The organism is Agromyces sp. GL_144 (genome assembly GCF_057834305.1).
In genome coordinates, this window is record NZ_CM174399.1 from 853,406 (window position 1) to 880,291 (window position 26,886).

22 protein-coding genes are annotated in these 26,886 nt (G+C 72.1%); 14 read left to right on the plus strand and 8 right to left on the minus strand.

The features are described from left to right. Nucleotides 1-36: 36 nt before the first annotated feature. The 4 genes from AC3IPY_RS03735 (at nt 37) to AC3IPY_RS03750 (ending at nt 5,207) form a co-directional block, all read left to right on the plus strand. On the plus strand, nt 37-1,233 hold the full coding sequence (locus AC3IPY_RS03735; RefSeq protein WP_489186770.1) for an MFS transporter: 1,197 nt from the start codon (nt 37-39) through the stop codon (nt 1,231-1,233). Between the two features lie 41 nt (nt 1,234-1,274). Continuing rightward, nucleotides 1,275-2,204, plus strand: a complete 930-nt coding sequence (locus AC3IPY_RS03740; RefSeq protein ID WP_489186771.1) for an aldose 1-epimerase family protein — start codon at nt 1,275-1,277, stop codon at nt 2,202-2,204. A gap of 283 nt (nt 2,205-2,487) precedes the next feature. Then, on the plus strand, nt 2,488-3,888 hold the full coding sequence (locus AC3IPY_RS03745; RefSeq protein ID WP_489186772.1) for an O-acetylhomoserine aminocarboxypropyltransferase/cysteine synthase family protein: 1,401 nt from the start codon (nt 2,488-2,490) through the stop codon (nt 3,886-3,888). Beyond that, the gene (locus AC3IPY_RS03750; protein WP_489186773.1) at nt 3,885-5,207 is read left to right on the plus strand and encodes an LLM class flavin-dependent oxidoreductase; all 1,323 of its coding nucleotides are present in this window, start codon (nt 3,885-3,887) and stop codon (nt 5,205-5,207) included. Before AC3IPY_RS03745 ends, AC3IPY_RS03750 begins: the two co-directional genes overlap by 4 nt. 15 nt (nt 5,208-5,222) lie before the next feature. On the opposite strand, the gene AC3IPY_RS03755 is transcribed toward AC3IPY_RS03750, so the two are convergent. Further along, a complete protein-coding gene (locus tag AC3IPY_RS03755) occupies nt 5,223-6,230 on the minus strand; it encodes an LLM class flavin-dependent oxidoreductase (RefSeq protein ID WP_489186774.1) in 1,008 nt (335 codons plus the stop codon). A 172-nt stretch (nt 6,231-6,402) separates the two neighbouring features. Here AC3IPY_RS03755 and prpB point away from each other — a divergent pair, with 172 nt between their 5' ends. Then, nucleotides 6,403-7,302, plus strand: a complete 900-nt coding sequence (gene prpB, locus AC3IPY_RS03760) for a methylisocitrate lyase (protein WP_489186775.1) — start codon at nt 6,403-6,405, stop codon at nt 7,300-7,302. Between the two features lie 10 nt (nt 7,303-7,312). On the opposite strand, the gene AC3IPY_RS03765 is transcribed toward prpB, so the two are convergent. The 4 genes from AC3IPY_RS03765 to AC3IPY_RS03780 all read right to left on the minus strand — a co-directional run bounded on the left by AC3IPY_RS03765 (nt 7,313) and on the right by AC3IPY_RS03780 (nt 12,724). Further along, nucleotides 7,313-7,711, minus strand: coding sequence for a hypothetical protein (locus AC3IPY_RS03765; RefSeq protein ID WP_489186776.1), 399 nt, complete (start codon nt 7,709-7,711; stop codon nt 7,313-7,315). A gap of 27 nt (nt 7,712-7,738) precedes the next feature. Continuing rightward, nucleotides 7,739-8,836 (minus strand): hypothetical protein, encoded by a 1,098-nt coding sequence (locus AC3IPY_RS03770; RefSeq protein ID WP_489186777.1) that lies wholly within the window; start codon nt 8,834-8,836, stop codon nt 7,739-7,741. 80 nt (nt 8,837-8,916) lie between these two features. After that, complete coding sequence (locus tag AC3IPY_RS03775; protein ID WP_489186778.1) at nt 8,917-11,346, minus strand: purple acid phosphatase family protein; 2,430 nt, start codon at nt 11,344-11,346, stop codon at nt 8,917-8,919. A 148-nt stretch (nt 11,347-11,494) separates the two neighbouring features. After that, a complete protein-coding gene (locus tag AC3IPY_RS03780; RefSeq protein WP_489186779.1) occupies nt 11,495-12,724 on the minus strand; it encodes a HupE/UreJ family protein in 1,230 nt (409 codons plus the stop codon). Between the two features lie 152 nt (nt 12,725-12,876). Here AC3IPY_RS03780 and AC3IPY_RS03785 point away from each other — a divergent pair, with 152 nt between their 5' ends. Then, on the plus strand, nt 12,877-13,575 hold the full coding sequence (locus AC3IPY_RS03785; protein ID WP_489186780.1) for a BMP family ABC transporter substrate-binding protein: 699 nt from the start codon (nt 12,877-12,879) through the stop codon (nt 13,573-13,575). Nucleotides 13,576-13,590: 15 nt separating this feature from the next. Here the strand turns inward: AC3IPY_RS03785 and AC3IPY_RS03790 are convergent, their stop codons facing one another. From AC3IPY_RS03790 to AC3IPY_RS03800, 3 genes are all read right to left on the minus strand, one after another. Beyond that, nucleotides 13,591-14,259: a GAP family protein gene (locus AC3IPY_RS03790; RefSeq protein WP_489186781.1), complete on the minus strand. Its 669-nt coding sequence runs from the start codon at nt 14,257-14,259 to the stop codon at nt 13,591-13,593. Nucleotides 14,260-14,274: 15 nt separating this feature from the next. Continuing rightward, nucleotides 14,275-15,534 carry an AI-2E family transporter gene (locus AC3IPY_RS03795; RefSeq protein ID WP_489186783.1) on the minus strand — a complete coding sequence of 420 codons (1,260 nt, stop codon included), beginning with the start codon at nt 15,532-15,534 and terminating at the stop codon, nt 14,275-14,277. Nucleotides 15,535-15,678: 144 nt separating this feature from the next. Then, the gene (locus tag AC3IPY_RS03800) at nt 15,679-16,248 is read right to left on the minus strand and encodes an NADPH-dependent F420 reductase (protein WP_489186785.1); all 570 of its coding nucleotides are present in this window, start codon (nt 16,246-16,248) and stop codon (nt 15,679-15,681) included. 124 nt (nt 16,249-16,372) lie between these two features. On the opposite strand from AC3IPY_RS03800, the gene AC3IPY_RS03805 reads away from it, so the two are divergent. The 8 genes from AC3IPY_RS03805 (at nt 16,373) to AC3IPY_RS03840 (ending at nt 26,879) form a co-directional block, all read left to right on the plus strand. Beyond that, nucleotides 16,373-16,930 (plus strand): MarR family winged helix-turn-helix transcriptional regulator, encoded by a 558-nt coding sequence (locus AC3IPY_RS03805; RefSeq protein WP_489186786.1) that lies wholly within the window; start codon nt 16,373-16,375, stop codon nt 16,928-16,930. Between the two features lie 9 nt (nt 16,931-16,939). Further along, complete coding sequence (locus AC3IPY_RS03810; protein ID WP_489186788.1) at nt 16,940-19,444, plus strand: glycoside hydrolase family 2 protein; 2,505 nt, start codon at nt 16,940-16,942, stop codon at nt 19,442-19,444. 69 nt (nt 19,445-19,513) lie between these two features. Beyond that, nucleotides 19,514-20,809 (plus strand): flavin-dependent oxidoreductase, encoded by a 1,296-nt coding sequence (locus tag AC3IPY_RS03815; RefSeq protein ID WP_489186789.1) that lies wholly within the window; start codon nt 19,514-19,516, stop codon nt 20,807-20,809. After that, nucleotides 20,806-21,324 (plus strand): MarR family winged helix-turn-helix transcriptional regulator, encoded by a 519-nt coding sequence (locus AC3IPY_RS03820; RefSeq protein ID WP_489186790.1) that lies wholly within the window; start codon nt 20,806-20,808, stop codon nt 21,322-21,324. The genes AC3IPY_RS03815 and AC3IPY_RS03820 overlap by 4 nt, the downstream gene beginning before the upstream one ends. Before the next feature lie 25 nt (nt 21,325-21,349). Then, nucleotides 21,350-24,100 (plus strand): helix-turn-helix transcriptional regulator, encoded by a 2,751-nt coding sequence (locus AC3IPY_RS03825; protein ID WP_489186791.1) that lies wholly within the window; start codon nt 21,350-21,352, stop codon nt 24,098-24,100. 108 nt (nt 24,101-24,208) lie between these two features. Further along, nucleotides 24,209-25,033 carry an alpha/beta fold hydrolase gene (locus AC3IPY_RS03830; protein WP_489186793.1) on the plus strand — a complete coding sequence of 275 codons (825 nt, stop codon included), beginning with the start codon at nt 24,209-24,211 and terminating at the stop codon, nt 25,031-25,033. Between the two features lie 111 nt (nt 25,034-25,144). Then, on the plus strand, nt 25,145-25,975 hold the full coding sequence (locus AC3IPY_RS03835) for an alpha/beta hydrolase (RefSeq protein WP_489186794.1): 831 nt from the start codon (nt 25,145-25,147) through the stop codon (nt 25,973-25,975). 16 nt (nt 25,976-25,991) lie between these two features. Beyond that, nucleotides 25,992-26,879 (plus strand): alpha/beta fold hydrolase, encoded by an 888-nt coding sequence (locus AC3IPY_RS03840; protein WP_489186795.1) that lies wholly within the window; start codon nt 25,992-25,994, stop codon nt 26,877-26,879. Nucleotides 26,880-26,886 lie beyond the last annotated feature (7 nt).

Consider the following 26,886-nt stretch of genomic DNA (forward strand, 5'->3'; position numbering starts at 1 on the left):
GTTCGCGAGGTCGTCGGCCGTCGATAGCCTGACGGGATGACCAGCGCGCCCGACCCGCAGACCTGGCGCCCCGGAACCGTTCGCGAGGCGGCCGGCGGCATCGTGGCGCTCACCCTCGCGACGTTCCTGGCGCTGACGACCGAGATGCTGCCCGTCGGGGTCCTGCCGGCCATGGGGCACGAGCTCGGCGTGACCGAGTCGATCGCCGGGCTGTTGGTCACGGTCTACGCGTTCATGGTCGCGGCCCTCGCGATTCCGCTGACGCTGTGGACGCGCCGGCTGCCGCGCAAGGGACTCCTGCTCGGAACGCTCGCCGCGTACACGGTCGCCAACCTCGTCGTCGCGGTCGCCCCGACCTTCGCCGTCGTCGCGGCGGGCCGGGCGATCGGCGGCGTCGCACACGCCCTGTTCTTCTCGCTGAGCATCGCCTACGGCTCGCGCCTCGTGGCGCCGGCCTTCACCGGGCGCGCACTCGCGATCATCACCACCGGTGCCTCGGCGGGCTTCGTGCTCGGCGTTCCGCTGTCGACGGCGCTCGGCACCGCGGTCGGGTGGCGGGTCGCGTTCGGCGTGCTCGCGGCCGGATGCGCGCTCACGCTCCTGCTCGTCGCGCTGCTGCTGCCGGCGGTGGCCGTCGAACCGCCGAGCGATGGCGCCCACCCCGAGCGGCGCGCGCGGCGGGGGCGCCTCGCCGCGGTGTCGGTCACGAACGCCCTCGTCTACCTCGGGCAGTACACGGTCTACACCTACGTGGCGGTGATCCTGCTCGCGGCGGGCCTGGCCGCGACCGGGGTCGGCCCGGTGCTGCTCGGCATCGGCGCGGTGAGCCTGCTCGGCACCTGGTACGCCGGCGTCACGCTCGACCGCCGGCCGCGCTCGAGCCTGATCCTCGCGCTGAGCGTCATGGTGGCCGGGCTCGTCGCGATCGGCATCGCGTTCCCGGGGCTGCCGGGCGTGCTCGCGGCGGCCGCGGTCTGGGGCATCGGCTTCGGGGCGATCGCGTCGGGATTCCAGACGGCGGCGATCCGCACGCGCGGCGCGACGCCCGACATCATCGGCGCCCTCGTCAACGCCACCGCGAACATCGGCATCGGTGCCGGAGCCGCCCTCGGCGGCCTCGTGCTCGCCGGGGCCGGGCTCGAGTGGGTTCCATACGTCGGCGCGGCGCTCGTGCTCGCGGGCATCTTCGTCGTGGTGCTCGCGCGGCGCGCCTTCCCGGCCACGCCCGAGTAGCGCACGGGCGATCACGCCTCGGGGCTGTGAGGATGGGTGACATGGAAGATGAGATGCCCGACCACCCGATCACGGGCCGACGATTCGAGATCGCCGCGCACGGCTACGTCGCGACCGTCGCGAGCATCGGGGCCTCGCTGCGATCGCTGAGGTTCGAGGGCCGCGACCTCGTCGTGCCCTTCGACGCCGACGAGGTGCGCCCCGCCTACCGCGGCGTGACGCTCGCGCCGTGGCCGAACCGCGTGGTCGACGGCCGCTACGCGTTCGGCGGGGTCGAGCAGCGGCTTCCGATCACCGAGCCCGCCCGCGGGCACGCGCTGCACGGCCTCGCGGCCTGGCTGGACTTCGCGCCCGTGCACGCCGAGAGCGCCCGGGTCGTGCTCGCGGCCACGATCCAGGCGCAGGCGGGCTACCCGCACCGGCTCGGCATCGAGGTCGAGTTCCGCCTCGACGAGGCCGGCCTGCACACCACGGTCACGGCCGTGAACACGGGGTCGGATGCCGCTCCCTTCGGCACCGGCCCGCACCCGTACCTCGTGGCCGGCGCCGGCGCCGTCGACGACTGGACGCTCGAGCTGCCCGCCACGACCGTGCTCGAGGTGACGCCCGACCGGCTCATCCCCACGGGCACGGCCGCGGTGGACGCCCCGCGCGACGGCGGGTCCTTCGACTTCCGGATGCCGCGAGCCATCGCCTCGACCGAGATCGATCACGCCTTCACGGGGCTGGTCTACGACGCCGAGCATCTCGTGCAGGTGCGCGTCACCGCGGCGGACGGCCGCGGCGTCGGCATGTCGTGGGGTGAGGACTGCCCGTGGGTGCAGATCCACACCGCCGACGGCAGCGGGCGCACGGGCCTCGCGGTCGAGCCGATGACCTGCCCGCCCGACGCGTTCAACTCGGGCACCGACCTCCTCGTGCTCGAGCCCGGCGCCGAGGCATCCGCGGAATGGACGATCTTCGCGATCTGACGCCCTCGTCGTCTGCCCGATTCGGACTTTCAGCGACACGGCGCGTGGAGTGAGGCCGCGCATCGGCGTGTCGCCGATTCTCCGAATCCGGCAGACGCCACGCACGGCTGGGGCGCGGCCGGTCACCGCTTCTCGACGGGAGCGGTGGTCGACCGGGCCCCGGCCGCGCAAGCACGTGACGGCCGATGACCGCTCGTGACGGACCGTGACCTGCCGTGACCGGCGGTGACCTCGTACGTCGTCACGCATTCGCGGTCGGGCCCGGCCCGGCGCACGATGAACCATGCCATTCCGACCAGCGCCCGACGAGCCGGGCTTCGCCACCCGCCAGGTGCACGCCGGCGAGCACGAGGACGCCGCCTTCGGTGCGCGCATCACGCCGATCTACCTGAGCGCGGGGTTCCGCTTCGACGACTTCGCGCAGGCCCGCGATCGGTTCGCGGGCGACGACCAGGGCTACGTGTACACGCGGGCGGGCAACCCGACCAACGCGGCCCTCGAGCGCCGGCTCGCCGAGCTCGAACGCGGGCGCGACGCGGTGGTCGTCGCGAGCGGACAGGCGGCGCTCACGGTCGCCGTGCTCGCCGTCGCGAAGGCCGGTGACCACGTGCTCTCGGCGCAGAGCATCTACTCGGGCACGCGCAGCCTGTTCACGCAGGGATTCGGCCGGTTCGGCATCGAGGTCGAGTTCGTCGACGACCCGCGCGACCTCGCCGAGTGGCGCCGGCGCATCCGCCCGAACACGCGGGCCGTCTACGCCGAGTCGATCGCGAACCCGACGAACGAGGTCGTCGACCTCGCGGGAGTGGCCGAGGTCGCGCACGACGCGGGCGTGCCGTTCATCGTCGACAACACGCTCGCGACGCCGTACCTCGTGCGTCCCGCCGAGCATGGCGCCGACCTCGTCGTGCACTCGGCGAGCAAGTTCCTCTCGGGGCACGGAGCCGCGCTCGGCGGCGTCATCGTCGACGCCGGAACCTTCGACTGGTCCGCCAGGCCCGGCGCGTTCCCGCACCTGAGCGAACCCGATACCGGCCTGCAGGGCGCGAGCTACCTCGAGGCGTACGGCGACGGCGCGTACACGGCCTACGTGCGCGGCGTGACCGCGGCGCTGTTCGGGCCCGTGCTCTCGCCGTTCAACGCGTTCCTCATCCAGCAGGGCATCGAGACGCTCTCGCTGCGGGTCGGCCGGCAGTCCTCGACCGCGGCCGCGCTCGCCGAATGGCTCGAGCGGCGGCCCGAGGTGCGCTCGGTCAACTATGCGGGCCTGGCCTCCAGCGCGTCGCACGACCTCGCCGAGCGCTACCTGCCGCGCGGCCAGGGCGCCGTGCTCTCGTTCGTGCTCGACGGCGAGGCATCCGCTCAGGCCTTCTTCGACGCCGTCGGGCTGTTCAGCCGCATGAGCCACCTCGGCGACACGCGGTCGCTGATCCTGCACCCGGCCACGACGACGCATGCGCACCTCGACGCCGAGACCCGCGCCCGCGGCCGCATCTCGGCGGGGCTGCTGCGACTCTCGATCGGGCTCGAGGAGCCCGAAGACCTCGTGCGCGACCTCGAGCGCGGCTTCGCGGCCGTGCGGCTCGCGCAGGAGCTCGCCGCGCTCGAGCCGGAGTTCGAGGCCGAGCCGCAATCCACTCCGCAACCCACTCCTGAACTCGCTTCCGAGAGGAGCACCCGATGACCCGCCTCCAGCACTTCGGCTGGTTCTTCTCCCGTGGATTCGGCCCTCAGGGCTGGGGCCATCCGACCTGGGAGTGGAACTACCGGTGGACCGAGCCGCACCTCTACCAGCAGTCGGTGCGCGAGCTCGAGCAGGCGGGGCTCGACCTCGTGATCCTCGAGGACGCCCTCTCGATCGGCACGCCCGAGACCATCGACCTGCGCGTGCGGCGCGCCTACGGCGGACCCAAGCACGACCCCGTCGCGCTCACGCCCTACCTGCTCGCCGCGACCTCGCACCTCGGCTTCGCGCCGACGGTGAACGCGGGCGCGTATCCGCCCTACCTCGCGGCGCGCCACTTCGCGTCGCTGCATCACCTGAGCGGGCATCGCGTGGGCATCAACGTCGTCACCGACGTGCCGAGCACCCGGCATTTCGCCGTGCCGCCCGTGACGCACGACCAGGCCTACGACCGGGCGAGCGAGTGGCTGACGGCGGTGCGCGGCCTCTGGCACAGCTGGGAGGACGGCGCCCTCATCGAGGATGCCGCGACCGGGCGTTTCGCCGACGGGTCGAAGATCCCGCCGTGGCGGTTCCAGGGCGAGTACTTCGACGTGACCGGGCCGCTGAACGCGATCCCGTTCACCGACGGCGACCCCGCGATCGTCTCACCCGGCGGGTCCCCGAAGGGCCTCGCGTTCGCCGGCACGCACTCCGACGTGCAGCTCGCCTACGCCCCGCTCGACCTCGACGTCGTGCGCGCCTACCGGCAGAAGATCATCGACGCGGCGCTCGCGCACGGCCGGCCGGCGAACGCCGTCAAGACGCTGTTCGTGTTCAAGCCCGAGATCGTCTCGAGCGAAGAAGAGGCCGACCGCGTCGTGCGGGCCTCGCTCGACCCGAGCGACGAGGTGCTCGCGGCGATCCTCGAGGGGCAGTCGAGCGACCTCGAGACCGACCTGTCGACCCAGCCGCTCGATCGCCCGCTCGACCCTTCGATCTTCGGCGACCACGTCTCGCAGGGCAGCATCAAGGGCCTGCTCGGCAAGACCGCGCCGAGCTTCGCGGATGTCACGCTGCGCGACCTGCTCGTGGCCAAGGCCCGCAAGGGTCGCATCAGCGATCACGCCGGGTTCGTCGGCACCGCCGAGCAGGTCGCCGACTTCATCGAGGAGTTCGGCGAGGAGGCCGACAACGACGGCTTCATCTTCTCGGGCGACCTGCATCCGGTGACGGTGCACCGTTACCTCGACGAGCTCGTGCCGATCCTGCGTCGCCGCGGGGTGCTGCGCACCGAGTACGGCGGAGGCGGCATCCAGGGCAACCTGCACGACTTCTAGGGGAGATCAGCGGACTCAGTCCCGAAGCACCTCGGCGAGCCGCACGAGCTCGCCGAGGCGGTCGTCGCCGACGGGCGCGAGCACCACGGTGGTCGCGCCGGCCGCGTGCCGGGCCGCGATGCGTTCGCGAACCTGGGCGGGGGTGCCGGCGAGGGCGAGTTCGGCGACCCATTCGTCGGGCAGGCGGCCGGCGAACTCCTCGGGGCCGGAGCATTCCGCGCGGAGGCGGGCGAGGTCCTCTGCGAACGCCAGCCCGACGAGATGGGGTGCCCAGTCGGGTTCGCCGATCCACGCGAGGCCGGGGCGCACTCGGGCGATGGCCGCGGCGGCGTCGTCGTCGACGGCGGCCACGTCGTAGCTCGCGACCGTGAAGGGCGCATCGGTTGCGGCGCCCGCCGAGACGGCGCGGGCCGAGGCGGCGCCCGATCGCACGTGCGCGAGCGCCGCCGCGAGGTACGAGGGCGGCGCGGGCTCGGCGAGCACGACGCCGTCGGCGACCGCTCCGGCGACCGCGAGCGATTTCGGCCCGCGCACGCCGAGCAGCACGGGCGGCACCGCATCCGGCACCTCCGAGAGCACGACGCCCTCGACGTTCACGTACCGGCCGGCAGCGGGGCCGGGCTCGCCGCGCAGCAGCGTGCGCACGGCGGTCGCGTATTCGCCGAGCAGCGTGAGCGGGCTCGCTGGCCAGGCGCCGACCTGCCGCATCCACGCGGGCATGCCGTGCCCGATGCCCGCGATGAACCGGCCCGGGAAGAGCTGGGCGAGCGTGGCCAGCTCCATCGCGGTGAAGGCGGCGTTGCGGGCGCCGGCGGGCAGGATGCCGACGCCGACCGTGATGCGCTCCGTCGCCGCGAGCACGGCGCCGGCCTGGGCGAGGCCGCCTCGGAACCCGAGGTCCTCGACGAGCCAGACCTCGTCGAAGCCGAGCTCCTCGGCCCGGCGCGCGTAGGGCAGCACCTGGTCGATGGGCAGGTCGCGGGGGAGCAGCACGCCGATGCGCGCGGAAGCGGTGGTGGGCACGGTGGCATCCTCCCAGATCAAGCTGCGCCCCCACGGAGGAACGACCGGTCGTCGGGCGATTCCGAAGAGTGGGAGCACCGGCCGGCGGCGCCCGGTGGGCGGGTAGCCTGAGAGATGGTTCCCGCAGGCTCGACGAACGGTGCCCGGGTGCGGCCACGAAAGGACATCCCCGATGCTCTACTCTCAGACTCCTGCAGCCGAGAAGCGCCGTCTGTTCCGGGAGCGGCTCGCGTCGGGCGAGCTGCTCCGCTTCCCGGGGGCGTTCAACCCGTTGAGTGCGCGGCTGATCGAGCGCAAGGGCTTCGAGGGCGTCTACATCTCGGGCGCGGTGCTCGCGGCTGATCTCGGGCTGCCCGACATCGGCCTGACGACGCTGACCGAGGTCGCCGGTCGTGGCCAGCAGATCGCGCGCATGACCGAGCTGCCGGCCATCATCGACGCCGACACCGGCTTCGGCGAGCCGATGAACGTGGCCCGCACGATCCAGACCCTCGAAGACGCCGGCATCGCGGGCGCGCATATCGAGGACCAGGTCAACCCCAAGCGGTGCGGACACCTCGACGGCAAGGCCGTGGTCGATGAGAACACCGCGATCAAGCGCATCCGCGCGGCGGCCGATGCCCGGCGCGACCCGAACTTCCTCATCATGGCGCGCACCGACATCCGCGCCGTCGAGGGCCTCGATGCCGCGATCGACCGGGCCAAGGCCCTCGTCGACGCCGGGGCCGACGCGATCTTCCCCGAGGCGATGCGCGACCTCGCCGAGTTCGAGGCCATGCGCAACGCGCTCGACGTGCCGATCCTGGCGAACATGACCGAGTTCGGCAAGAGCGACCTGTTCTCGGTCGACCAGCTCCGCGACGTCGGCGTCAACATCGTGATCTGGCCGGTCTCGCTGCTGCGCATCGCGATGGGCGCCGCCGGGCGCGGCCTCGACACGATCATCGACGAGGGCCACCTCACGTCCAAGCTCGGCGAGATGCAGCACCGCGCCGACCTCTACGACCTCATCGACTACGAGGCCTACAACCACTTCGACCAAGACGTGTTCAACTTCGAGATCGCGCGCTGAAGACTCGTTCTCAGTTCCGCAGGTCGTCGAACTCCGCCAGCGGGATCAGCCCCTCGGCCGCCGCGCGCAGGCGCGGGTCCTCGGTGACGAGGGCGTCGGCCTGCAGCTTCGCGACCGCGAGGTACTCGGCCGGCGTCACCTCGGGCCAGTCGAACTGCTCGGCCAGCCTGAATGCCGTCGCGCGTGACACGCGGTCGCCGAGGAGCCGCATCTTCAGTTCGGCGAGCCCCTCGAGCTGCGCGCGTGCGGATGCCGCGTCGATGCGTGCGGCCCGCGCGTCGTCGTAGATCGCCGCGAGCACATGCGAGCGCAGTACGGAGGGCGCCACCAGCTGGTGGCGGGCGGGCACCGCGAACGGCTCGCGGATGAGTCGCAGGGCGACGGCGGCATCGATGGCGAAGCGGGTCATGGTCCGATGCTCGCAGGCTTCGCGTCGCTACGGAACCGAGACCTTCTCCGGTTCGCGCTGCTGCAGGGCCTCGGCCACTGCCGCCTCGATGCGCGCGGCCTCCCGGCGCTTGCGGCTGCGGCGCGACAGCGCGACGGCGAGGATGACCGCGGCGAGCAGGAGCAGGAGCACGAGCAGCGTCCACGGCACGGCCCAGCCGGTGGCCGAGGCCTCGATGCCGGGCAGCGGCGCATTGGACGTGGTGCTCCCCTCGACGGGCAGTCGCGGCGAGAGCGAGACCGTCGCCGTCAGCAGGCCGGTCGGCACGATGCCGGGCAGGGTCACGGTGACGCCCCAGGTGTCGCCCGGAAGGAGTTCCGGCAGCGCATCGAGCTCCGTCGCATCGACGCGGAGCATGCCGAATGGGCCGGCCACGGCGATCTCCTGATCGGCGGCGAGCCGGGCATTGCCCGTGTTGTGCACGGTGAACGAGACGGTCGCGGCACCCACGGCGAATGGGTCGGCGGTGCCGTCGTAGTCGACGCGCAGGTCCTCGACGGTGAGCGCGGGAGCCAGCTCGCCGCCGACGCGCAGCTGCACGCGGATGCCGAGGCGTCGGTCGACGCTGACTCCGGCGGATGCCTCGGGGGAGGGCAGCGCGGTCACGATGCCGCCCGAGTAGTCGCCGGGTGCGACGTCGGAGGGCACCTCGACGTGGAACGGGATCTCGGCGGATTCGCCGGCTTCGAGATGCACGGTCGGCTGGGAGAGCGTGATCCACGTGCCGACGGTCGTGGACGGGGTGTCTGCGGTCACGAGGTCGAGCACGCCCGTGTCGGTCGTGAACCCGTCGGCCGCGAGGAGGTCGAGGTCGACCGCGACGTCGTCGTTGTTCGTCACGACGATGGCGTCGTCCAGTCCTGCGCCCGGGTCGAGCACGTACGCGTAGTTCGCCCGGTCGGTGCCCTGCTCGTTCGCCGCGGTGCGCACGCCCCAGCTCACCGGGTCGTCGGCCGCGAAGGCCGGCGCCGCGTTCGGCGCGGCCGCGGCGAGGCCCGCGAAGGCGGCGATGGCGACGGAAGCGGCGAGGAGCGCGCGGCGGATGCGGCGCGGTCGGGCGGATGCGGTCGGGCGGTGTGCGTGCATGGGGTCCTCGGTGGATCTGGTGGGTCTGGTGGAACGGGAGTGGCCGGGGCGGGCTGCGCCCGCCCCGGCCGTGGGTTCGACTAGCTCAGCGCCGTGAGCGTGAGGGTCGTCGTGTACGTGCCCTCGGCGATGTTCGCGGGGATCTTGAGGAACAGATCCGCCCCGAGCTTGGCCGCGCCGAACGCGTGGCCCGCCGCGGCCGAACCGAGCGTCGAGGCGACCGAGATGCCCTCGCCCGCGTCGAAGCCCGAACCGATCGCGGGGCCGGCGACGGCGCCGCCGCCCGCGTCGGTGACCTTCGGCGTCCAGCCGAGGTACTTGCCGGAGAAGGTCCGGCCGCCGGCGGCGAACTCGCCGGCCTGGGCCGAGATCGACCAGACGGGCGAGCCCTTGCGGGTGTCCGAGACGCGGATCGGGTTGATCGCGCCGGTCGCCTCGAACGCATCGGCCTTCTGCACGGCGGTGCCGAGGTCGACGAGCCCGTTGGTGCCGTCGATGCTCCACGCGAACTCCCCGGGTGCCGCGTCGGGAACGGTGACCTGCACCTGCTGGGTCACACCGGAGTCGTCGGTCGCACGCGTGAGCGTGACCTGGTCGACGACGCTGTTGACGGGCTTCGCGCTGCCGTTCGCCTGCGAACGCAGGGTCTTCACGGTGATCGCGGTGTCGGTGATCTCGACGGCGGAGTAGTTGCGCACGTTCTCCTGGTTCGAGGCCGAGAGCCACGGGAAGCCCGAGGCCTGGAGGCCGTAGTACTTCGAGCCGGACGCAGAGTTGGCGGTCACGTAGAGCACGCCGCCCGGACCGGCGACGACCTGGTCGGCGCCGGCCGCCTCATCGGCGTCGGCCTTCTCGCCGTTGCGCAGCAGGTAGCTGCGCGCGTAACTGTGGTCGTGGCCCTGGAGCACGAGGTCGATGCCGAGGTCCGAGATCACGGTCGGCAGGTTGGCGCGGCGGTCGGCCACGTCGCTGTCGGTCGCATGCGGGCCGGCCGAGTAGATCGAGTGGTGGAAGGCGAGCACCTTCCACTTCGCCTCGTCGCCGTGCTCGGCCACGATCTGCTGCATCCACGGGATGTGGGTGCTGTAGTCGCGGCTGTTCGAGTTCAGGTTCATGAACAGGACGTCCTTGTAGATGAACCAGTAGTCGCCGCCCGAGGCCGTCGCCGAGCCCGCACCGGCCGTGCGGTCGGTGTTCGGCGTGTTGAAGTGCTGCTCGTACGCCTTCGATCCGACGTCGTGGTTGCCGTTCGTGGCGACGAACGGAATCTCGCGGAGCTGGTCGGGGCCGAGGAACGCCTCGTACTGCGCCTCGTTCGACGCCGATTCGACCTGGTCGCCGGCCGAGAAGAGCAGCTCGGCTTCGGGGTAGGTCTGCGTGGCCACGTTGAGCGTGTCGAGCCATCCGGCGGCGTCGCCCGCGACGTTGCCCGACGAACCGATCTGCGGGTCGCCGAAGAACAGCAGGTCGAACGCGCCCTCGAAGTCCCGGGTGCGGAAGGACTCCACGGCCGACCAGGCTCCCTCGGCACCGACGCGGTACACGTAGGCGGTGTTCGAGGCGAGGCCCGAGATCGTGGCGAAGCGGTTGAACTCGCCGCTCGTCGTCTTTCCGCCGGTCGCGGCGACCGTGGTGGCCGAGGCCGGGAAGGCCTCGCCCGTGTACGCGGCGGCCGGTGCGAACTGCACGGCCTGCGCGGTGTCGGCCGAGGAATACCAGGCGAGGTTGCGCTGGGTCTCGTCGGAGCCGATGCCGAGCACGAGGTCCGAGAGCGTCGCGGCGCCGGCCTCTTCGGCCACCGGCGCGAGCGACGTCAGGTCGAGGTAGATGTCGCTCGAGCTCGCGCGATCCTGGTAGAGCGCCACGGCGACGGTGTTCGTGCCGGAGTGCAGCACGGCGTCGGGCACCGTGAATGCGCTCGTCACGGGGTCGCTCAGGCCGTTGCCCGCGTAGGTGAGGTTCTGCGTCGCCGGGTCGGCGGCGTTCACGCGGTCGTCGGCGAAGCCCGCGACCTTGGTGCCGTTGACGAAGATCTGCACCGCGTCGTCGTAGACGATCGAGCCGGTCAGACCCGAGAGCGCCCCGAGCTGGTCGTTCGTCAGCTCGAACGTCGTGCGGAAGTGGTACGTCGGCACGTCGACCTTGCTCGCGGCGGCGGGGTCGAGGTACTGGTTCAGCACGGTCGACACCGGGAAGCCGCTGCCGAGGTTGGGCGCGGCGGCGCCGTTCTTCGCGCCGAACGCACCGGCGCCGGTCTTCCAGGCGGAGTCGTCGAAGCCGTCGACGGTCCACGCGAGTCGGTCGGGGCTGCCGGCGGCGGGGTCGGTGCCGTCGTCGGAGAACTTCCACGTGGAAGCCGTGGTGAGCAGGGTCGCGGGCAGTTCGGCCGCACCGGCCGAGAGCGAGCCCATGGCGACCGAGCCCGCGATGAGCGAGATCAGGGTGCCGGTCGCGACTGCTACTCGGGGGGTGCGGGAGGCCCGCCCGCCCGCTTCGCTTGTCATCTTCATGGAGGGGTGCAATACCTTTCGGATGCGTGTGAGATGCGCGGAGTGCGCGGCTTCACCGTCGCGGTACGGCGTGAACCGCAGTTGAACATCCGTCCGACGGCCGGTGGCCCGCAGCCGAAGCCCGTGCACTCGCCGCCGCGCCGACGGGTCAGCCGAGGCCGAGGATCCGCTCGCCGAACCAGAACAGGCCCATGAGCGCGACGCCCGCCGAGACGGCGATGCCGACCCACAGTCCGGTGCGCGGCGCTCGTGACCGCGTGGTCGCGAGCAGCGGGAACACCACGAGGATGATCGCGATCTGCACGGACTCGATGCCGACGTTGAAGACCAGCAGCGAGCCGAGCAGCGACCACGACCACGGCTCGTCGATGCCGAGGGCACCGGCGAAGCCGAGCCCGTGGATGAGGCCGAACCCGAAGACCACCGCGAGCCGCAGCCAATCCGTGCGGGTCAGGCCGAGGCGCCCGGCCGGCGGCGCAGGGGTCGCGGTCGCGCTGCTGCGCTGCCGCGCGACCTGCCAGAGGTACACGATCGCCACGACGGCGATCGACAGGGCGATGACCGGCTCTACGATCGCGGCCGGCACCGACACGACGCCGACCGCGGCCAGCAGGAAGGTCACCGAGTGGGCGATCGTGAAGCTCGTCGCGGCGAGCACCACGTCGCGGAGGCGGCGCGAGCCGACGATGAGCGCCAGGAGGAACAGCAGGTGGTCGGCGCCGCTCAGCAGGTGCTCCGCGCCGAGCGCGAAGAACTCGCCGAACCGATCGGTCCAGGCCTGCCCGGTCGAGAACTCGGGATTGCCGGCGTCGAGCGCGACGCTGCCGGCGTCGTCGCCGAAGTCGTAGACGAGGATCGTCTCGGTGCCCGTGACGTAGCCCTCGTCGTCGGCGAAGAGGCTGCTCCGCACCGTGAGGTCCGATTCGCTCCCGGATGCCGCGGGGCAGTCGAAGTCGAGGGTGAGCTGTGCGTACGGCACGCCGTCGCGCTCATGTGCCCCGAGATCGCCGACGCGCGACGGGACGCACGCGGCGCCCTCGGAGGAGACGGTCAATCGTTCCGCCACGTAGGCGACGACGGTGTCGGCATGTGCGTTCAGGGCGTCGGCCTCGCTGCCCGTCTCGAAGAGCGACATCCCGTCGTCGAAGAAGGCCGGGTCCTGCTCGTTCTCGGATGCGGAGACCACGAGCAGGTCGTACTCGAGGTCGAGGTCGGCGCGGATGTCGCCGCTCGGCCCCTCGGCGGCGTTCACGTAGACGGTGGACGAGAATCCGTGCGCCGAGGCCGGGACGGCGCCCACCGAGACGCCGAACACGCCGAGCGCGAGTGCCAGCAGGCACGCGGCGAGGGCGGGCCTGCGGATGGGTGTGGGGGGCATCGTGGGGGACTCCTTCGGGTCGCCGGGAACCCTGCCCCAGCGAGGTGAACGAGCGGCGACCGCGAGGCGAACAGCCGAGCGTTCGCCCCGCGTTCACCTGCGCGGCACCGGCGGGCCGCGGCCAGGTCGTGCGCCAGGGGCAGGATCGCCGGGTGCCTCGACCCCGTGCCCGCCACTCCCGTGCCCGTCCCTTCCTCGGTCGCCCCGCCGCGGGCCTCATCGCCGTCGGGCTCTCACTCGTCGTCGGCGCGACCGGGTGCGCGGCCGGCACGCCTCGCGACGCCGCACCGGTCGGGGTGCTCGACCCGGCATTCCTGGGCGGCGAGGTCAGCCCGTCGCCCGAGGCCACGATCGCGCCCGAGCCGGGTTCCTGGACCGGCGTCGAGGTGCCCGCGGGGTACCGCGTCGTCGTGGTGACGGCCGGTGGCGACGAGGCCACGACCACGATCCTCGCCGCGATCACCGATTGGGCCGACCGTTCTGGGGCCGTGGTGCAGGCGCTGCCCGATGCGGCGGACTCCGAGCAGCTCATCCACCGGTTCGAGCAGGCGACCGCGGCGGGAGCCGACCTCGTGATCGGCGCGGGCGCGGGCGTCGTCGACGAGTTCGCCTACGGCACCGCGCAGCACCTCGAGCAGCAGTACCTCGTGCTGGGCGCCCAGCTCGGCGAGCCCACCGGCAACGTCACCTCGGTGATCTGGCCGGGGGCGACGTTCCGCGGCACGGGCATCACCGACGATGCGCAGGATGCCGCGGCGGTGACCCCGGCGCGGGCGTATCGGGCCATCGACGCGGGCGTGGCCGCGGTGCTGCACGGCGTGACCGGCATCGTCGTCTCGCTGCCGGAGTGAGCGCGGGTTCCCGACTCAGAACCGGCTGATGCCGCTGCCGAGCACGACGACGCCGACCAGCAGCACGATGAGCGAGGAGACGACGGCGCTGTTGCGGATGAGCCAGTCCTGCGCCGACACGAGCCTGGGCTCCATGCGTTCGGGGGCGACGAGCGTGACGATGATCGGCACGGCGACCGTCGAGGCCGCGATGACCGTGTAGACCGCGATGGCGATCGCGGCGCCGCTGAGGTCGAGCTCCTCGCCGCGGATCGCCAGCCCGGCGGCGATCGCGAGCAGGATCGCCTTCGGGCGCACATTGAGCACGAGGGCGAGCCCGAGCGCGCGCCAGGGCCCGAGCTTGTCGACGGAACGGAGCCAGGTGGGCAGCTCGGTGCGGGCGGCACGCCGGGAGCGCAGCCAGGACACGACCGCGAGCACGATGAGGGCCAGCCCGATCGCGATCTCCCACGCGCCGACGGCGGTGTTGGGCCGCAGGCCGAACTTCGGCACGGGGATGAGCTGGGCGCCGAGCGCGCAGAGCGTGACGACGAGCAGCAGCCCGCCGGTCCAGCCGATCAGGAAGGGCAGGGCCGTTCGGTCGCGATTCGGTGCGAGCAGCAGCACGATCGTGGCCATGATCGGCACGATGCTGATCGCCATCGCGATGGCGATCGGGAGCAGGTGGCCGATGGCTGCGAGCACGGTCGTGGATCCGGCTCAGGCGCGGTTCGCGCCGTCGGGCGGGCCGGCGGATGCCGCGGGGTCGGCCGAGGCATCGGATGCCACGGGGCCGGCGGGGTCGACGACCTGCCCGGACCTCTTCGCCTTGCGCTCGGCCCGGCGTGCGGCATCCGATGTCGCGAGGCGCGCCTTCGTCTCGTCGAGGTCGCCGAGCAGCGGCTTGACCCACGGCATGCGCGGATTCGTGTCGACGAGCATGAGCCGCACGAGGAGCGTGAGGGGGATCGCGAGGATGGCGCCGGTGGGGCCGAGCACGATCGCCCAGAACAGCACCGAGAAGAACGTGATGCTCTGGCTGAGGGCGACGGCGTTGCCGACCACGCGCGGCTGCACGATCGACTGCACGCCGGCGTTCACGATGCCGTAGAGCACGATGACGGCGAGGACGGTGGGCCATCCGCCCGTGAGCGCACCGAAGACGATGGGCGGGATGATCGCGATGAAGTAGCCGACGTTGGGGATGAAGCTGCAGATGAACGAGAGCAGACCCCAGATGAACGAGCCGGGCACGCCGAGCAGTTCGAGCACGAGCCAGTTGATGAGGCCCTGCGCGACGCCGAGCGCGGTGGTGACCACCATGTAGCGGCGCACGTTGGTGGCGTAGTCGCGCAGCGAGTGCACGAGCAGGGCGCGGCGCGGCTCGATCTGGCGCAGCACCGCGGGCAGCAGCGCGGCGTCCATCGCCATCAGCATGAGCATCGTGAAGATGATGACGAAGGTCGAGGTCAGGCCGACGGCGCCGCCCGCGACGCCCCAGATCACCTGCATGATCTGGCCCGCGTCGAAGCCGCCGAGCGCCTCGTGGATCTCGGCCGATTCGACGCCGATCGAGGCGAGCCAGGCCGCGATGCCCGCGATCCACGCCTGGATCTCGGGCGCGAACTGGGGGAGCAGCTCGGCGAACTGGCTGAACGCGACGAGCACGGCGTAGGCGAACAGCACGATGAGGGCGGCGACCGCGAAGATCACCGCTCCGGTCGCGATGCCGCGCGGGACACCGCGACGTTCGAGGGCGACCCGCAGCGGGTGCACGCAGATCGTCAGCACGAGGGCGAGGAAGACGGGCGCCACGATCGAGGAGATCTGGGCGATGCCGAACACCGCGAGGGTCGCGCCGCCGAGGCCCGCGAGGATGAACGCGTTGCGGTGCAGGGGCGTGGCCGCCGCGGCCGCCGCGGCGGCGTCCGGGCCGTCAGGCTCCGGCTCGGGCTTCGGGTGCTTCCGATTCCACCACATCGAGGTCAGGTTAGTGCCCGAGTGCCGCGGGGCGTGGGAGTTCGCGCGGAGGCGTCGAGAACGCTCCCGGGGTCGTTCCGCGACATCCGCGGCCCGAACGGCGCGCGATCGTGTCGCAGAACGACCCCGGGAGCGGGTGGAGCGTTACGCGGCGAGGGGGAACCCGCCGGCCCAGGAGATCTTCTCCTGCGCGGCGAGGGTGAGCTGGAGGAACCCGAGCGACTCGAGCTCGCGGGCGCGCTTGAGGGCTCCGGCGTCGACGACGTTCACGCCGCCGGCGGTGAACACCGAGCTCACCTGCTGCTTCGACGTCTCGTCGTCGCCGGCGACGAGCACGGTGGTCTTCACGTCGCCGACCGACTTCGCGGCGAGGGTGGCCGCGAAGTTCGTGTTGAACGCCTTGAGCACGCTCGACTCGGGGAGCGACTCGGCGAGCTCGGCCGCGGCGGAGCCGTCGGCGGCGACGACGAGGCCGTCGAACGTGGCGAAGTCGAGCGGGTTGGTGATGTCGATGACGACCTTGCCGGCGAGCTGCGGGCCGTGCACGGCGACGACGTCGGCGAGTGCGGGGTAGGGGACCGCGAGGACGACGATGTCGCCGGTCACGGGGGCGGACTCGCGGCCGACGAACTCGACCTCGTTGCCGCCGTCGGTGACGAGGGCGGCGATCGCCTGGCCCATGTTGCCCTTGCCGATGATGCTGACCGTGCTCATTGTGCGACTCCTTGTCATGCCCGGATGCGAGGGTGCCCGCGCCGCCGAGGCGATTACTTGTTGGAACAACCAAACCGTAGCATGGTTTAGTTGTCTTGACAACCAATGCGCTAGACTCGTGACCATGACCGCGATCCAGCCCTTCTCTCCCGCCGAGTCCACGGCGTGGGCCAGGCTCGTCGCCGTGAGCGAACTGCTGCCGACCATGCTCGACGCGCAGCTGCTGCGCGACGTCGAGCTCACCCACTTCGAGTACCTCGTGCTCTCGGTGCTGGCCGCCTCGCCCGACCGCACGAGCCGCATGACGAGGGTCGCCTCGCAGACGAACGCAACGCTGCCGCGTCTCTCGCACGTCGCACGTCGCCTCGAGGAACGTGGGCTGCTCGAGCGGTTCCCGTGCCCTCAGGACAAGCGCGCCACCAACGCCCGCATCACGGCGGCGGGCCTCGACGTGCTCGACCGGGCGGCCCCCGGTCATGTCGCGACCGTGCGTTCCAACGTGCTCGACGCCCTCGCGCCCGCTGAACTCGACCAGCTCGCGGCGATCACGGCGAGCATCCTCGCGAGGCTCGACCCCGAGGGGCGGCTGTCGGCGACGCAGTGCGATGCGGCCACGACCTCGGCCACGACCTCGGCCATGACCGCGGGCGCGTCCGAACCCGAGGCATCCGCTCGCCCGTAGCCTCGGTACATGAGCGCACCGAGCCGGCAGCACCTGCACAAGGTCGAACGACCCCTGCACAGCGGATGGCGCGTGCGCGCCGCATCCGGCCCGGTGCCGGCGTCCGTGGCCGATGCGGCGATCCCGGCGGTCGTGCCGGGCGTCGTGCACCTCGACCTCATGCGCGAGGGGCTCATTCCCGACCCCTATCTCGACGACAACGAATCGGCCGTCGCGTGGATCGGGCTCGTCGACTGGACGTACGAGACGACGTTCGACCTCGCCGAGGCCGACCTCGCCGAGGCATCCGTGCACGAGTTCGTCTTCGACGGACTCGACACCGTGGCGACGGTCTCGCTGAACGGCACGGTCGTCGCCGAGGTCGCGAACCAGCACCGGTCGCACCGCGTCGACGTCACCGAGCTGCTGCGCGCCGGGGGCAACGACCTCGTCGTCGCCTTCCGCAGCCCGATCAGGTACGCGAACGCGCAGAGCGTCGCGCTCGGGGCCAGGCCGCGCCCGTATCCGACGCCGTTCGACGCGATTCGCAAGTCGGCCTGCAGCTTCGGCTGGGACTGGGGCATCGCGACCGCCACGAGCGGCATCTGGCGGCCCGTGCGGCTCGAGTCCTGGTCGACCGCCCGGTTCGACGAGGTGCTCGTGCGGGCCGACGTCGATGGCGACGGCGGCGTCATCGTCGCCGAGGTCCTGATCGCGCGAGCACCCGGGACCCCGGCCGCGTCGCCGATGCTCGTGTCCGTCGCGGTCAACGGCCCGGGCCTCGTGGAGATCCCCTCCGACATCGTCGAGGTGGTGGACGGCCGGGCGAGCCTGCGGCTCGAGCTGGACGACGTCGAGCTCTGGTGGCCGATCGGCTACGGCGAGCAGCCGCGATACGTCGTCGACGTGCGGCTCCATGCCGATCAGGTGATCGACTCGACGCACCGCGTCGTCGGCTTCCGCGAGCTCCACTGGGACACGACGCCCGACGCCGACGGCACCCCGTTCCAGCTCGTGGTCAACGGGCAGCCCGTCCTCGTGAAGGGCGTCAACTGGATTCCCGACGACGCGTTCCCGTCTCGCGTCGACCGCGCCGGGTACCGCGCACGGCTCGAGCAGGCGGCATCCGCGGGGCTCAACCTCATCCGCGTGTGGGGAGGGGGCATCTACGAGGCCGACGACTTCTACGACCTGGCCGACGAGCTGGGCCTGCTCACCTGGCAGGACTTCCTGTTCGCGTGCTCGGCGTACGCCGAGGAGGAGCCGCTGCGCTCCGAGGTGGCCGCCGAGGCGCGCGACACCATCGTGCGACTCGCGCACCACGCCTCGCTCGCCCTGCTCACGGGCAACAACGAGAACCTCTGGGGCTACGAGGACTGGGGCTGGAAGCTCGCGCTCGACGGCAGGACCTGGGGCGCGTACTACTACCACGAGCTCTTCCCGGGCCTCGTGGCCGAGCTCGCGCCGCACGTCCCGTACGCCCCGGGCAGCCCGTTCAGCCCGAACGGCGAGCACCCGAACGCCGAGGCCCACGGCACCATGCACGTGTGGGACCTCTGGAACCAGCAGGACTGGCCGCACTACCGCGACCGCGTGCCGCGCTTCGTGGCCGAGTTCGGCTGGCAGGGGCCGCCCGCGTGGTCGACGCTGACGCGCTCGATCAGCGACGACCCGCTGACGCCCGCGTCGCCCGGCATGATCGTGCACCAGAAGGCGATCGACGGCAACGCGAAGCTCACCGCGGGTCTCGTGCGCCACTACCGGGTGCCCGACGACATGCAGACCTGGCACTGGGCCATGCAGCTGAATCAGGCGAACGCGATCTCGTGCGCGCTCGACCACTACCGCTCGCACTGGCCGAAGACCTCCGGCGCGGTCGTCTGGCAGTTGAACGACTGCTGGCCGGTCACCTCGTGGGCGGCGATCGACGGCGACGGGCACGCCAAGCCGCTGCTGCACGCGATCCGCAACGCCTTCGCGCCGCGCGTCGTGACGATCCAGCCCAGGGGCGACGGGCTCGCCGCGATCCTCGGCAACGACACGGGCGAGGTCTGGGCGGGCGAGGTCGTGCTCGAGCGGCGCGGCTTCGACGGCTCGGTCGCAGCGCGCGTCGAGGCATCCGTCACGGTCGCGGCCCGCGGGTCGGTCACCGTGCCGATTCCGCTCGAGGTCGCTCAGGCGACGGATGCCGCGGGCGAACTGCTCGTGGCCTCGCTCGGCGGTGCTCGTGGCCTGTGGTGGTTCGCGGAGCCGCGCGACAGTTCGCTCGCGGCGGACGACCTGGCGGTCGAGACGGCCGGTGCCGAGGACGGCGTCGCCCTCACTGTGACCGCGGTGGGCTCCGTGGTGCGCGACCTGACCCTGCTCGTCGACCGGCTCGACCCCCGGGCCTCGGTCGACTCCGGCCTCGTGACCCTGTTGCCCGGTGAGTCGTGGACCTTCGTCGTGCGCGGCATCGAGACACTCGACGTCGACGCCGTGCGCGACCCGCGCGTGCTCCGCAGCGGCAACCAGTTGGCGACGGGCATCGGCTGAGATGCACGAGCCCCTTGACAGGCGATTGTGTTTGTTTCAAACTCAATTCACCACTTGCAAGGAGGCAGCGTGAAGATCGTCATCGTCGGAGCCGGCATCGGCGGCCTGGCAACCGCCCTGAGTCTCGGCACGGCCGGGTTCGACGACGTGACCGTCGTCGAACGGGCGCAGCAGCTGCGGCCCCTCGGGGTCGGCATCAACCTGCTGCCGCACGCCGTGCGCGAGCTCACCGAGCTCGGCCTCGCCGACGCCGTGGCCGCGATCGGCACCGCGCCCGGCCGGCTCTCGTACTTCAACCGCTTCGGCCAGCGCATCTGGAGCGAGCCCCGCGGCCTCGAGGCGGGGTATCACTGGCCGCAGCTCTCGGTGCACCGCGGCGAGTTCCAGCTGCTGCTCGCCGACGAGGTGCGGGGGCGGTTCGGGGCGGACGCGATCCGGCTCGGCCGGCGCGCGACCGGCGTCGAGCACGGCGCCGAGGGCGCGAACGGCGGCGTCTGCGAGCGGGTGCGATTCGCGGATACCTCGGGCGCCGAGCTCGTGCTCGAGGCCGACGTGGTCGTCGGGGCCGACGGCATCCACTCGGCCCTGCGGGCGCAGGCGCACCCGAGCGAAGGTGCGCCGCCGTGGAATCGCCTCGTGCTCTGGCGCGGCACCGCGATCGCGCCGACCTACCTCGACGGCCGCACGATGATCATGGCGGGCGACGCCGAGCAGAAGTTCGTGGCGTACCCGCTCGTCGCGCCCGGCGCCGACGACGGCATGACGCGCGTGAACTTCATCGCCGAGCGACAGGCACCGGAGGGCGTCGACGAGACCGCCGACTGGAACCACGCCGTCGACCCGGCACCCATCGTCGAGCTCTTCGCCGACTGGCGCTTCGACTGGCTCGACGTGCCGGCGGTCATCGCCGCCGCCGACGAGATCCTCGAGTACCCGATGGTCGACCGCGAGCCGCTCGACCGCTGGACGGTCGGTCGCACCACGCTGCTGGGAGACGCCGCGCACGCGCTCTACCCCAACGGATCGAACGGTGCCTCGCAGGCGATCCTCGATGCGCGGTCGCTCGCGTTCCACCTCGCCGGGGCCGACCGGCCGGGCGGCGACCTCGACGCCGCGCTCGCCGCGTACGAGGCCGATCGCCGCCCGGTCACCACGCGTCTCAACGGGATGACGCGTCAGCTCGGCCCCGAGCGGGTCATGCAGCTCGCCTACGAACGCGCGCCGCAGGGCTTCGCCGACATCCACGACGTGATCCCCGAGGCCGAACTGCGGCAGATCGCCGATGACTACAAGGTCGCCGCTGGATTCCACCCCGACCTGCTCAACGAGCGCTCATCGCTGAACCCGCCGGTGGTTCGGGCATGAACGGTGCTGGGTCCGGCGCCGATCGCGTCGACGTCGCCCGCCTCAGCGGCCTCATCTCACCGCTGCGGCGCAGCCTGTTGCGTGCCGCCCGCGAGTCCGAGCACCTGCCCGACATCCCCGACGCGCAGATCGAGGTGCTGCGGGCGCTGCCCGCGGGCACGACGCGCAGCCCCGTCGAGCTCGCCGACGACCTCAGCCTGAACCGCACGACGGTGAGCAACCTGCTGAAGGCGATGGAGGCCGACGGCCTCATCAGGCGCGAACCCGGTGCGCTCGACCGGCGCCGCGTCGAGGTGCGCGCCTCGCCGAGGGCGCGCGGCCTCCTCGAGCGGTTCGACGCCGCGAGCGCCGCGATCCTCGCCGAGGCGCTCGTCGACCTCGAGCCGGCCGATGCGGCCGCACTCGAAGCTGCCGTGCCGGCGCTCGAACGACTGCGCGACACCCTGCAGCTGCGCACGAGGGCGACCCGCGACATCCGCTCGACGCCCGATCGCGCCATCCGGCCGACACCGTAGCGGGGCGTGAGAGCGCTCCACTACCGTGGATTGCATCGACCAGACCCCGCCCTCGCTCCTCGGCCGCGCCGATGAACTCGAGCGCCTCTCCGAACTTGTCGCATCCGCGCGCAACGGGCACGGATCGGCGCTGCTCGTGCGCGGCGAGCCCGGCGTGGGCAAGACCGCCCTGCTCGGGGAGGCGACGCGCGGCCTCGCGGGGGTTCGCGTCATCCGCACCGACGGCGTCGAGGCCGAGTCGGCGATGCCGTTCGCGGCCCTGCAGCGGCTCGGCGGCCCATTCGCCCGGCTGCTTCCCGCGCTCCCGCCACGACAGGCCTCGGCGTTGCGCATCGCCGCGGGCGTCGATGACGGCCCCGTGCCCGATCGCTACCTGGTCGGCCTCGGGATGCTCTCGCTGCTCGCGGTCGCGGCCGAGCGCGAACCGCTCGTCTGCGTGGTCGACGACGCGCACCTCGTCGACGCCGAGTCGCTCCAGGTGCTCGCATTCGTGGGGCGCCGGCTGGAGGCCGAACCCATCACGCTGCTGCTCGGTGCGCGGCCGAGGCCCCGGGTCGACGAGGCCGCCGCGGGCCTGCCGACCCTCGAGCTCGGCGGTCTCGACCGGCGCGCGGCACTGGACCTGCTGAGCCGTTCGGTGAGTGCCGGAATCGATCCGTTCCTCGCCACCCGCATCGTCGAGGAGACCGGCGGAAACCCGCTCGCGCTCATCGACCTCGGCCACGAGTTCACGGCGCGCCAACTCACGGACTCGTCGCTCGCGCCCGCGCCGACGCCCATCGGGCTCCGCCTCGAGACCACGTACCTCCGCCGTGTCGCAGCACTCCCGCCCGCGACGCGACGTTGGCTGGGCATCGCCGCGGCGGAGTCCACCGGCGATCCGGCGGTGATCGAGGCCGCCGCGCTCCGCCTGGGGGTGCCGATCGATGCCGCCACCGCCGCCGAACAGGCAGGGCTCGCCTCCGTGCGCGACACCGTCGGGTTCCGGCACCCGCTCGTTCGAGCCGCGGTCTACAACGGCATGCCGGCGGTCGACCGCCGCCGCGTGCACGAGGCCCTGCGGGATGCCGCAGACGAGCTCGGTCGCGACGAGCTCGCGGTCTGGCACGCGGCGGCGGCCGTCGTCGGCACCGACGTCACGGTCGCGGAGCGCATGGAGCGGGCCGCGGATGCCGCAGGCAGTCGAGGCGGTTCGGCGTCGCGTGCGCGGCTGCTCGCGCGCGCTGCCGACCTCACCCCCGAGGGACCGCCGCGAGACGCCCGACTCCTCTCGGCGGCCGAGGCCGCTGCCGATGCGGGCGCGGCGCAGTTCGCGCTCGAGCTGCTCGACCGGATCGATCTCGGCATCCTCGACTCCGTCGCGGCAGGCCGGGGCGTCTCGCTTCGGGCGAGGCTCGCGCTCTTCGTCGGCGATCCGCAGGGCATCACCGACGGTGTGGCGACGATGCTGCGGGCGGCCGAGCTCTTCCACGATCGGGCGCCCGAGCTCGAGCAGCGAGCGCTGCTCGGCGCGTTCAACGCCGAACTCACGTCGGAGTCGGCCGTCCGCAGCGGAACCCTGCGGGAGCTCGGGCGGCGACTCGAGGACGGTGCAGAGGTCGCAGACGGAAGCATGTCCCTCTCGCTGCGCGCGCTCGGCGCCCACATCCTGCGGCCGTACGCCGAAGCCGCGCCGATCATGCGCGAGGCCGTGGCGATGCTGCGCGCCTCGGATGACGCGCAGCTCCTCGAGCTCGGCTCGGAGGGCGTCGCGCTGACGATGGCACTGTGGGACGAACGCACCTGCGTCGAACTGCTCGAACGCACCATGCGCGCCGCCACCGAGGCGGGAAACCTGCGCGTGCTCGACACCACGCTGTGGGTGCTCGGACTCGTCGAACTCGTGCGGGGCGACCCCGCGGCATCCGGTCGATACGTGGAGCAGGTGCGAGAACTGCGCCGCGCCATCGGCTACGACGCCGAGCAGGTCGTGAATCCTTCGTACCTGGCCTGGTCGGGAGCACCGGTGGAGCTCGTCCGGCAGATCGCCGACGGAACCCTCGCGACCGGGTTCGCAGGCGTGTGGACGGTCGCGATGACGGGCGTGGCGATCCGCGAGATCGCCGACGGCCACTACCGCGACGCCTACGAGCGGCTGCGTCCGATGGTCGCCCTCGAGTTCCTGCAGGTGACATATCAGCAGCTGCCCGACCTCGTCGAGTCCGGCGTCCGCAGCGGACACCCCGATCAGGTGCGCGCCGCTGCCGGACGACTCGCCGAGTTCGCCGCCGCCGGCGGCACGCCGTGGATCCGCGGCATCGCCGCACGTGCTGCGGCGCTCCTCGCCGAACCCGAGACCGCCGAGCCGCTCTACCTCGAGGCCATCGAGCACTTCGGCCGCGCGACGTCGCCCGCCGAACTCGGCCGCGCACATCTCGTGTACGGCGAGTGGCTGCGACGGCTGAAGCGCCGGCGCGAGGCACGCGCCGAGCTGCGCGCGGCGCTCGAGGTCTTCGAGCGGGTCGAGGCGCCGGCCTTCGCCGCACGAGCCCGCCGCGAGCTCGAGGCCACGGGGGAGCACGTCGTCCCGCATGCGCCCGGCGAGCCCATCGCCGACGCCCTCACGCCGCAGGAGGCGACGGTCGCCCGCCTGGCATCGGCCGGTCGCACCAACGCCGAGATCGCCGCCGAACTCTTCATCAGCGCGAACACGGTCGACTACCACCTGCGCAAGGTGTTCCGGAAGCTCGGCATCACGTCGAGGCGGCAACTGGCGGAGCGCTTCCCGGCGCCCTGACCTCCCGACTACGTGCACCACGTGGTTCGGTGCGGGGCCCGTGCACGCCAGCATCGAGGCATCCGCGAATCGCGAGTTCCGCGACTCGCCCCGCATCCGGGAGGTGCCATGCCCTTCATCACCGCCGACGACGGCGCGCAGATCTTCTACAAGGACTGGGGGTCGGGCGGCACGCCCGTGCTGCTGAGCCACGGCTGGCCGTTGAACGCCGACGCCTGGGAGGCCGCGGCGCTCTTCCTCGCCGAGCACGGCCACCGCGCGATCGCGCACGACCGGCGCGGCCACGGGCGCTCGAGCCAGACCTGGAACGGCAACGAGATGGACACCTACGCCGACGACCTCGCCTGCCTCATCGAGCACCTCGACCTGACCGAGCTCACCCTCGTCGGGCACTCGACCGGCGGCGGGGAGATCGCCCGCTACATCGGCCGGCACGGCTCGGCACGGGTCGTCAAGCTCGTGCTCGTCTCCGCGGTGCCGCCGCTCATGCTCGCCACGGATGACAACCCCGCCGGCCTGCCGATCGCCGTGTTCGACGGGATCCGTGCGGGCGAGGCATCCGATCGCTCGCAGCTCTACCGCGACCTCGCCGACGGGCCGTTCTTCGGCCACAACCGCAACACCGACGTCTCGCAGGGCGTGCGCGACGCATTCTGGCTGGCGAGCATGGCCTGCGGACACCGCGCCGCGTACGAGTGCATCGCCGCGTTCTCGGCGACGGACTTCCGGCCCGACCTGGCGAAGATCGACGTGCCGACGCTCGTGATCCACGGCGACGACGACCAGATCGTGCCGTTCCAGGTCGGCGGCGCACGATCGGCCGAGCTCATCGACGGGGCCACGCTGCTCGTCTACGAGAACGGCGCCCACGGCCTGCCCGACACCGAGCGCGACCGGCTGCACGCCGACCTGCTCGCCTTCATCGACTCCTGAACCGGATGCCGCGGCGCCGACCCCGTCGCATCCGCCCGCCCCGCGACATCCGCTCGCCCTGCCGGCGCGGCCGGGCCCGCAGCACCGCCACCACCGACGAAAGGACACCCCATGAACGACCCCGCTGCTCCCGACACGATCGTGCTCGTGCACGGACTCTGGATGACGCCACGGAGTTGGCGCGGCTGGAAGGAGCGCTTCGAGGCCAAGGGCTTCACCGTGCTCACGCCCGCCTATCCCGGCTTCGAGATCGAGGTCGAGGCGCTCCGCGAGAACCCCGAGGCCATCGCGAAGCTCACCGTGCCCGAGACCGTCGACCACATCGCCGCGCAGATCGAGGCGCTGCCGAAGCCGCCCATCATCATGGGCCACTCGTTCGGCGGAACGCTCACGCAACTGCTGCTCGCCCGCGGGCTCGGGGCGTCATCGGTCGTCGTCGACTCCGCGCCCACCGAGGGCGTGCGCGTGAACCCGCTCTCGCAGGTGAAATCGCTGTTCCCGGCGCTGAAGAACCCCGCGAACCGGCACAAGGCCGTCGGCTTCACCCCCGAGGAGTTCCACTACGCGTTCGCGAACACGCTCTCCCGCGAGGACTCCGACGCGGTGTGGCAGGAGTTCGCCATTCCCGCACCCGCGAACTGGGTGTGGGCCTACGGGCTCATCGCGAACTTCAAGCCGGGCAGGCAGGAGACCTGGGTCGACTACACCGCCGACCGGGCGCCCCTGCTGTTCATCGGCGGCGAGAAGGACCACATCATGCCGCCCTCGGTCAACAGGTCGAACGCGAAGCACTACGCGAAGTCGCCGGCCCTCACCGAGTACGTCGAGTTCCCCGGACGCTCGCACTGGATCTGCGCCGAACCCGGATGGGAGGAGGTCGCCGACCATGCCCTCGAGTGGGGGCTGGCGCACGCCCGCACTCTGTCCAGCCCCCGCATGTGAACCGGAAGGAACGATCATGATCACGTCCAAGCGAAGGGGCGTCGCCGCACTCGCGGTGGCCGCCGTGTTCTCACTCGTCGCCCTCGGCGCCGCCGCCCTGCCGGCGACCGCCGCCCCCGACGCCCGCCCTCACGCGGTCGGCGATTCGGTCACCACTGTCACTGCTGCCGCCGCCGCCGGCACCACCGCCGCCAAGAAGGCGGTCAAGCCCACCGTCGTGCTCGTGCACGGCGCGTTCGCGGACTCCAGCGGGTGGAGCCTCGTCTCGACGGCGCTGCAGGCCAAGGGGTACCCCGTCATCGCATTCTCGAACCCGCTCCGCGGGCCGCAGGCCGACGGCGAGTACCTGCGGCAGTTCCTCAGCACCATTACCGGCCCGGTCGTGCTCGTCGGCCACTCGTACGGCGGTGCCGTCATCGGCAATGCCGCCACCGGCAACCCGAACGTGAAGTCGCTCGTGTTCATCGCCGCCTACGCGTTGGCGGAGGGTGAATCGGTGCAGGCCGCGAACGCCCTCGGCGGCGGACACACCGACGTCATCGACCACCTCGTGCTGCGGCCGTTCCCGGGCGCGAGCGAGGGCGACGCGGACGCGTACATCGACCCGGCGTTCTTCCCGCAGCTGTTCGCGCAGGACGTGCCGAAACTCGTCGCGCAGAACATGGCCGGCTCGCAGCGGCCGGGAGCGCTGGCCTCGCTCGTCGCCCCGTCGGGACCCGCGGCCTGGGAGACGATCCCGAGCTGGTACATGGTCGCCAAGAACGACCGCATCATCCCGCCCGAGGCCGAGCGTGCCATGGCGGCCCGTGCCGGCGCGAAGACGGTCGAGGTGAGCAGTTCGCACGTGCCGATGATCAGCCAGCCGCTCAAGGTGATCTCGCTGATCCTCGACGCGGCGAAGTAGCGCGCTC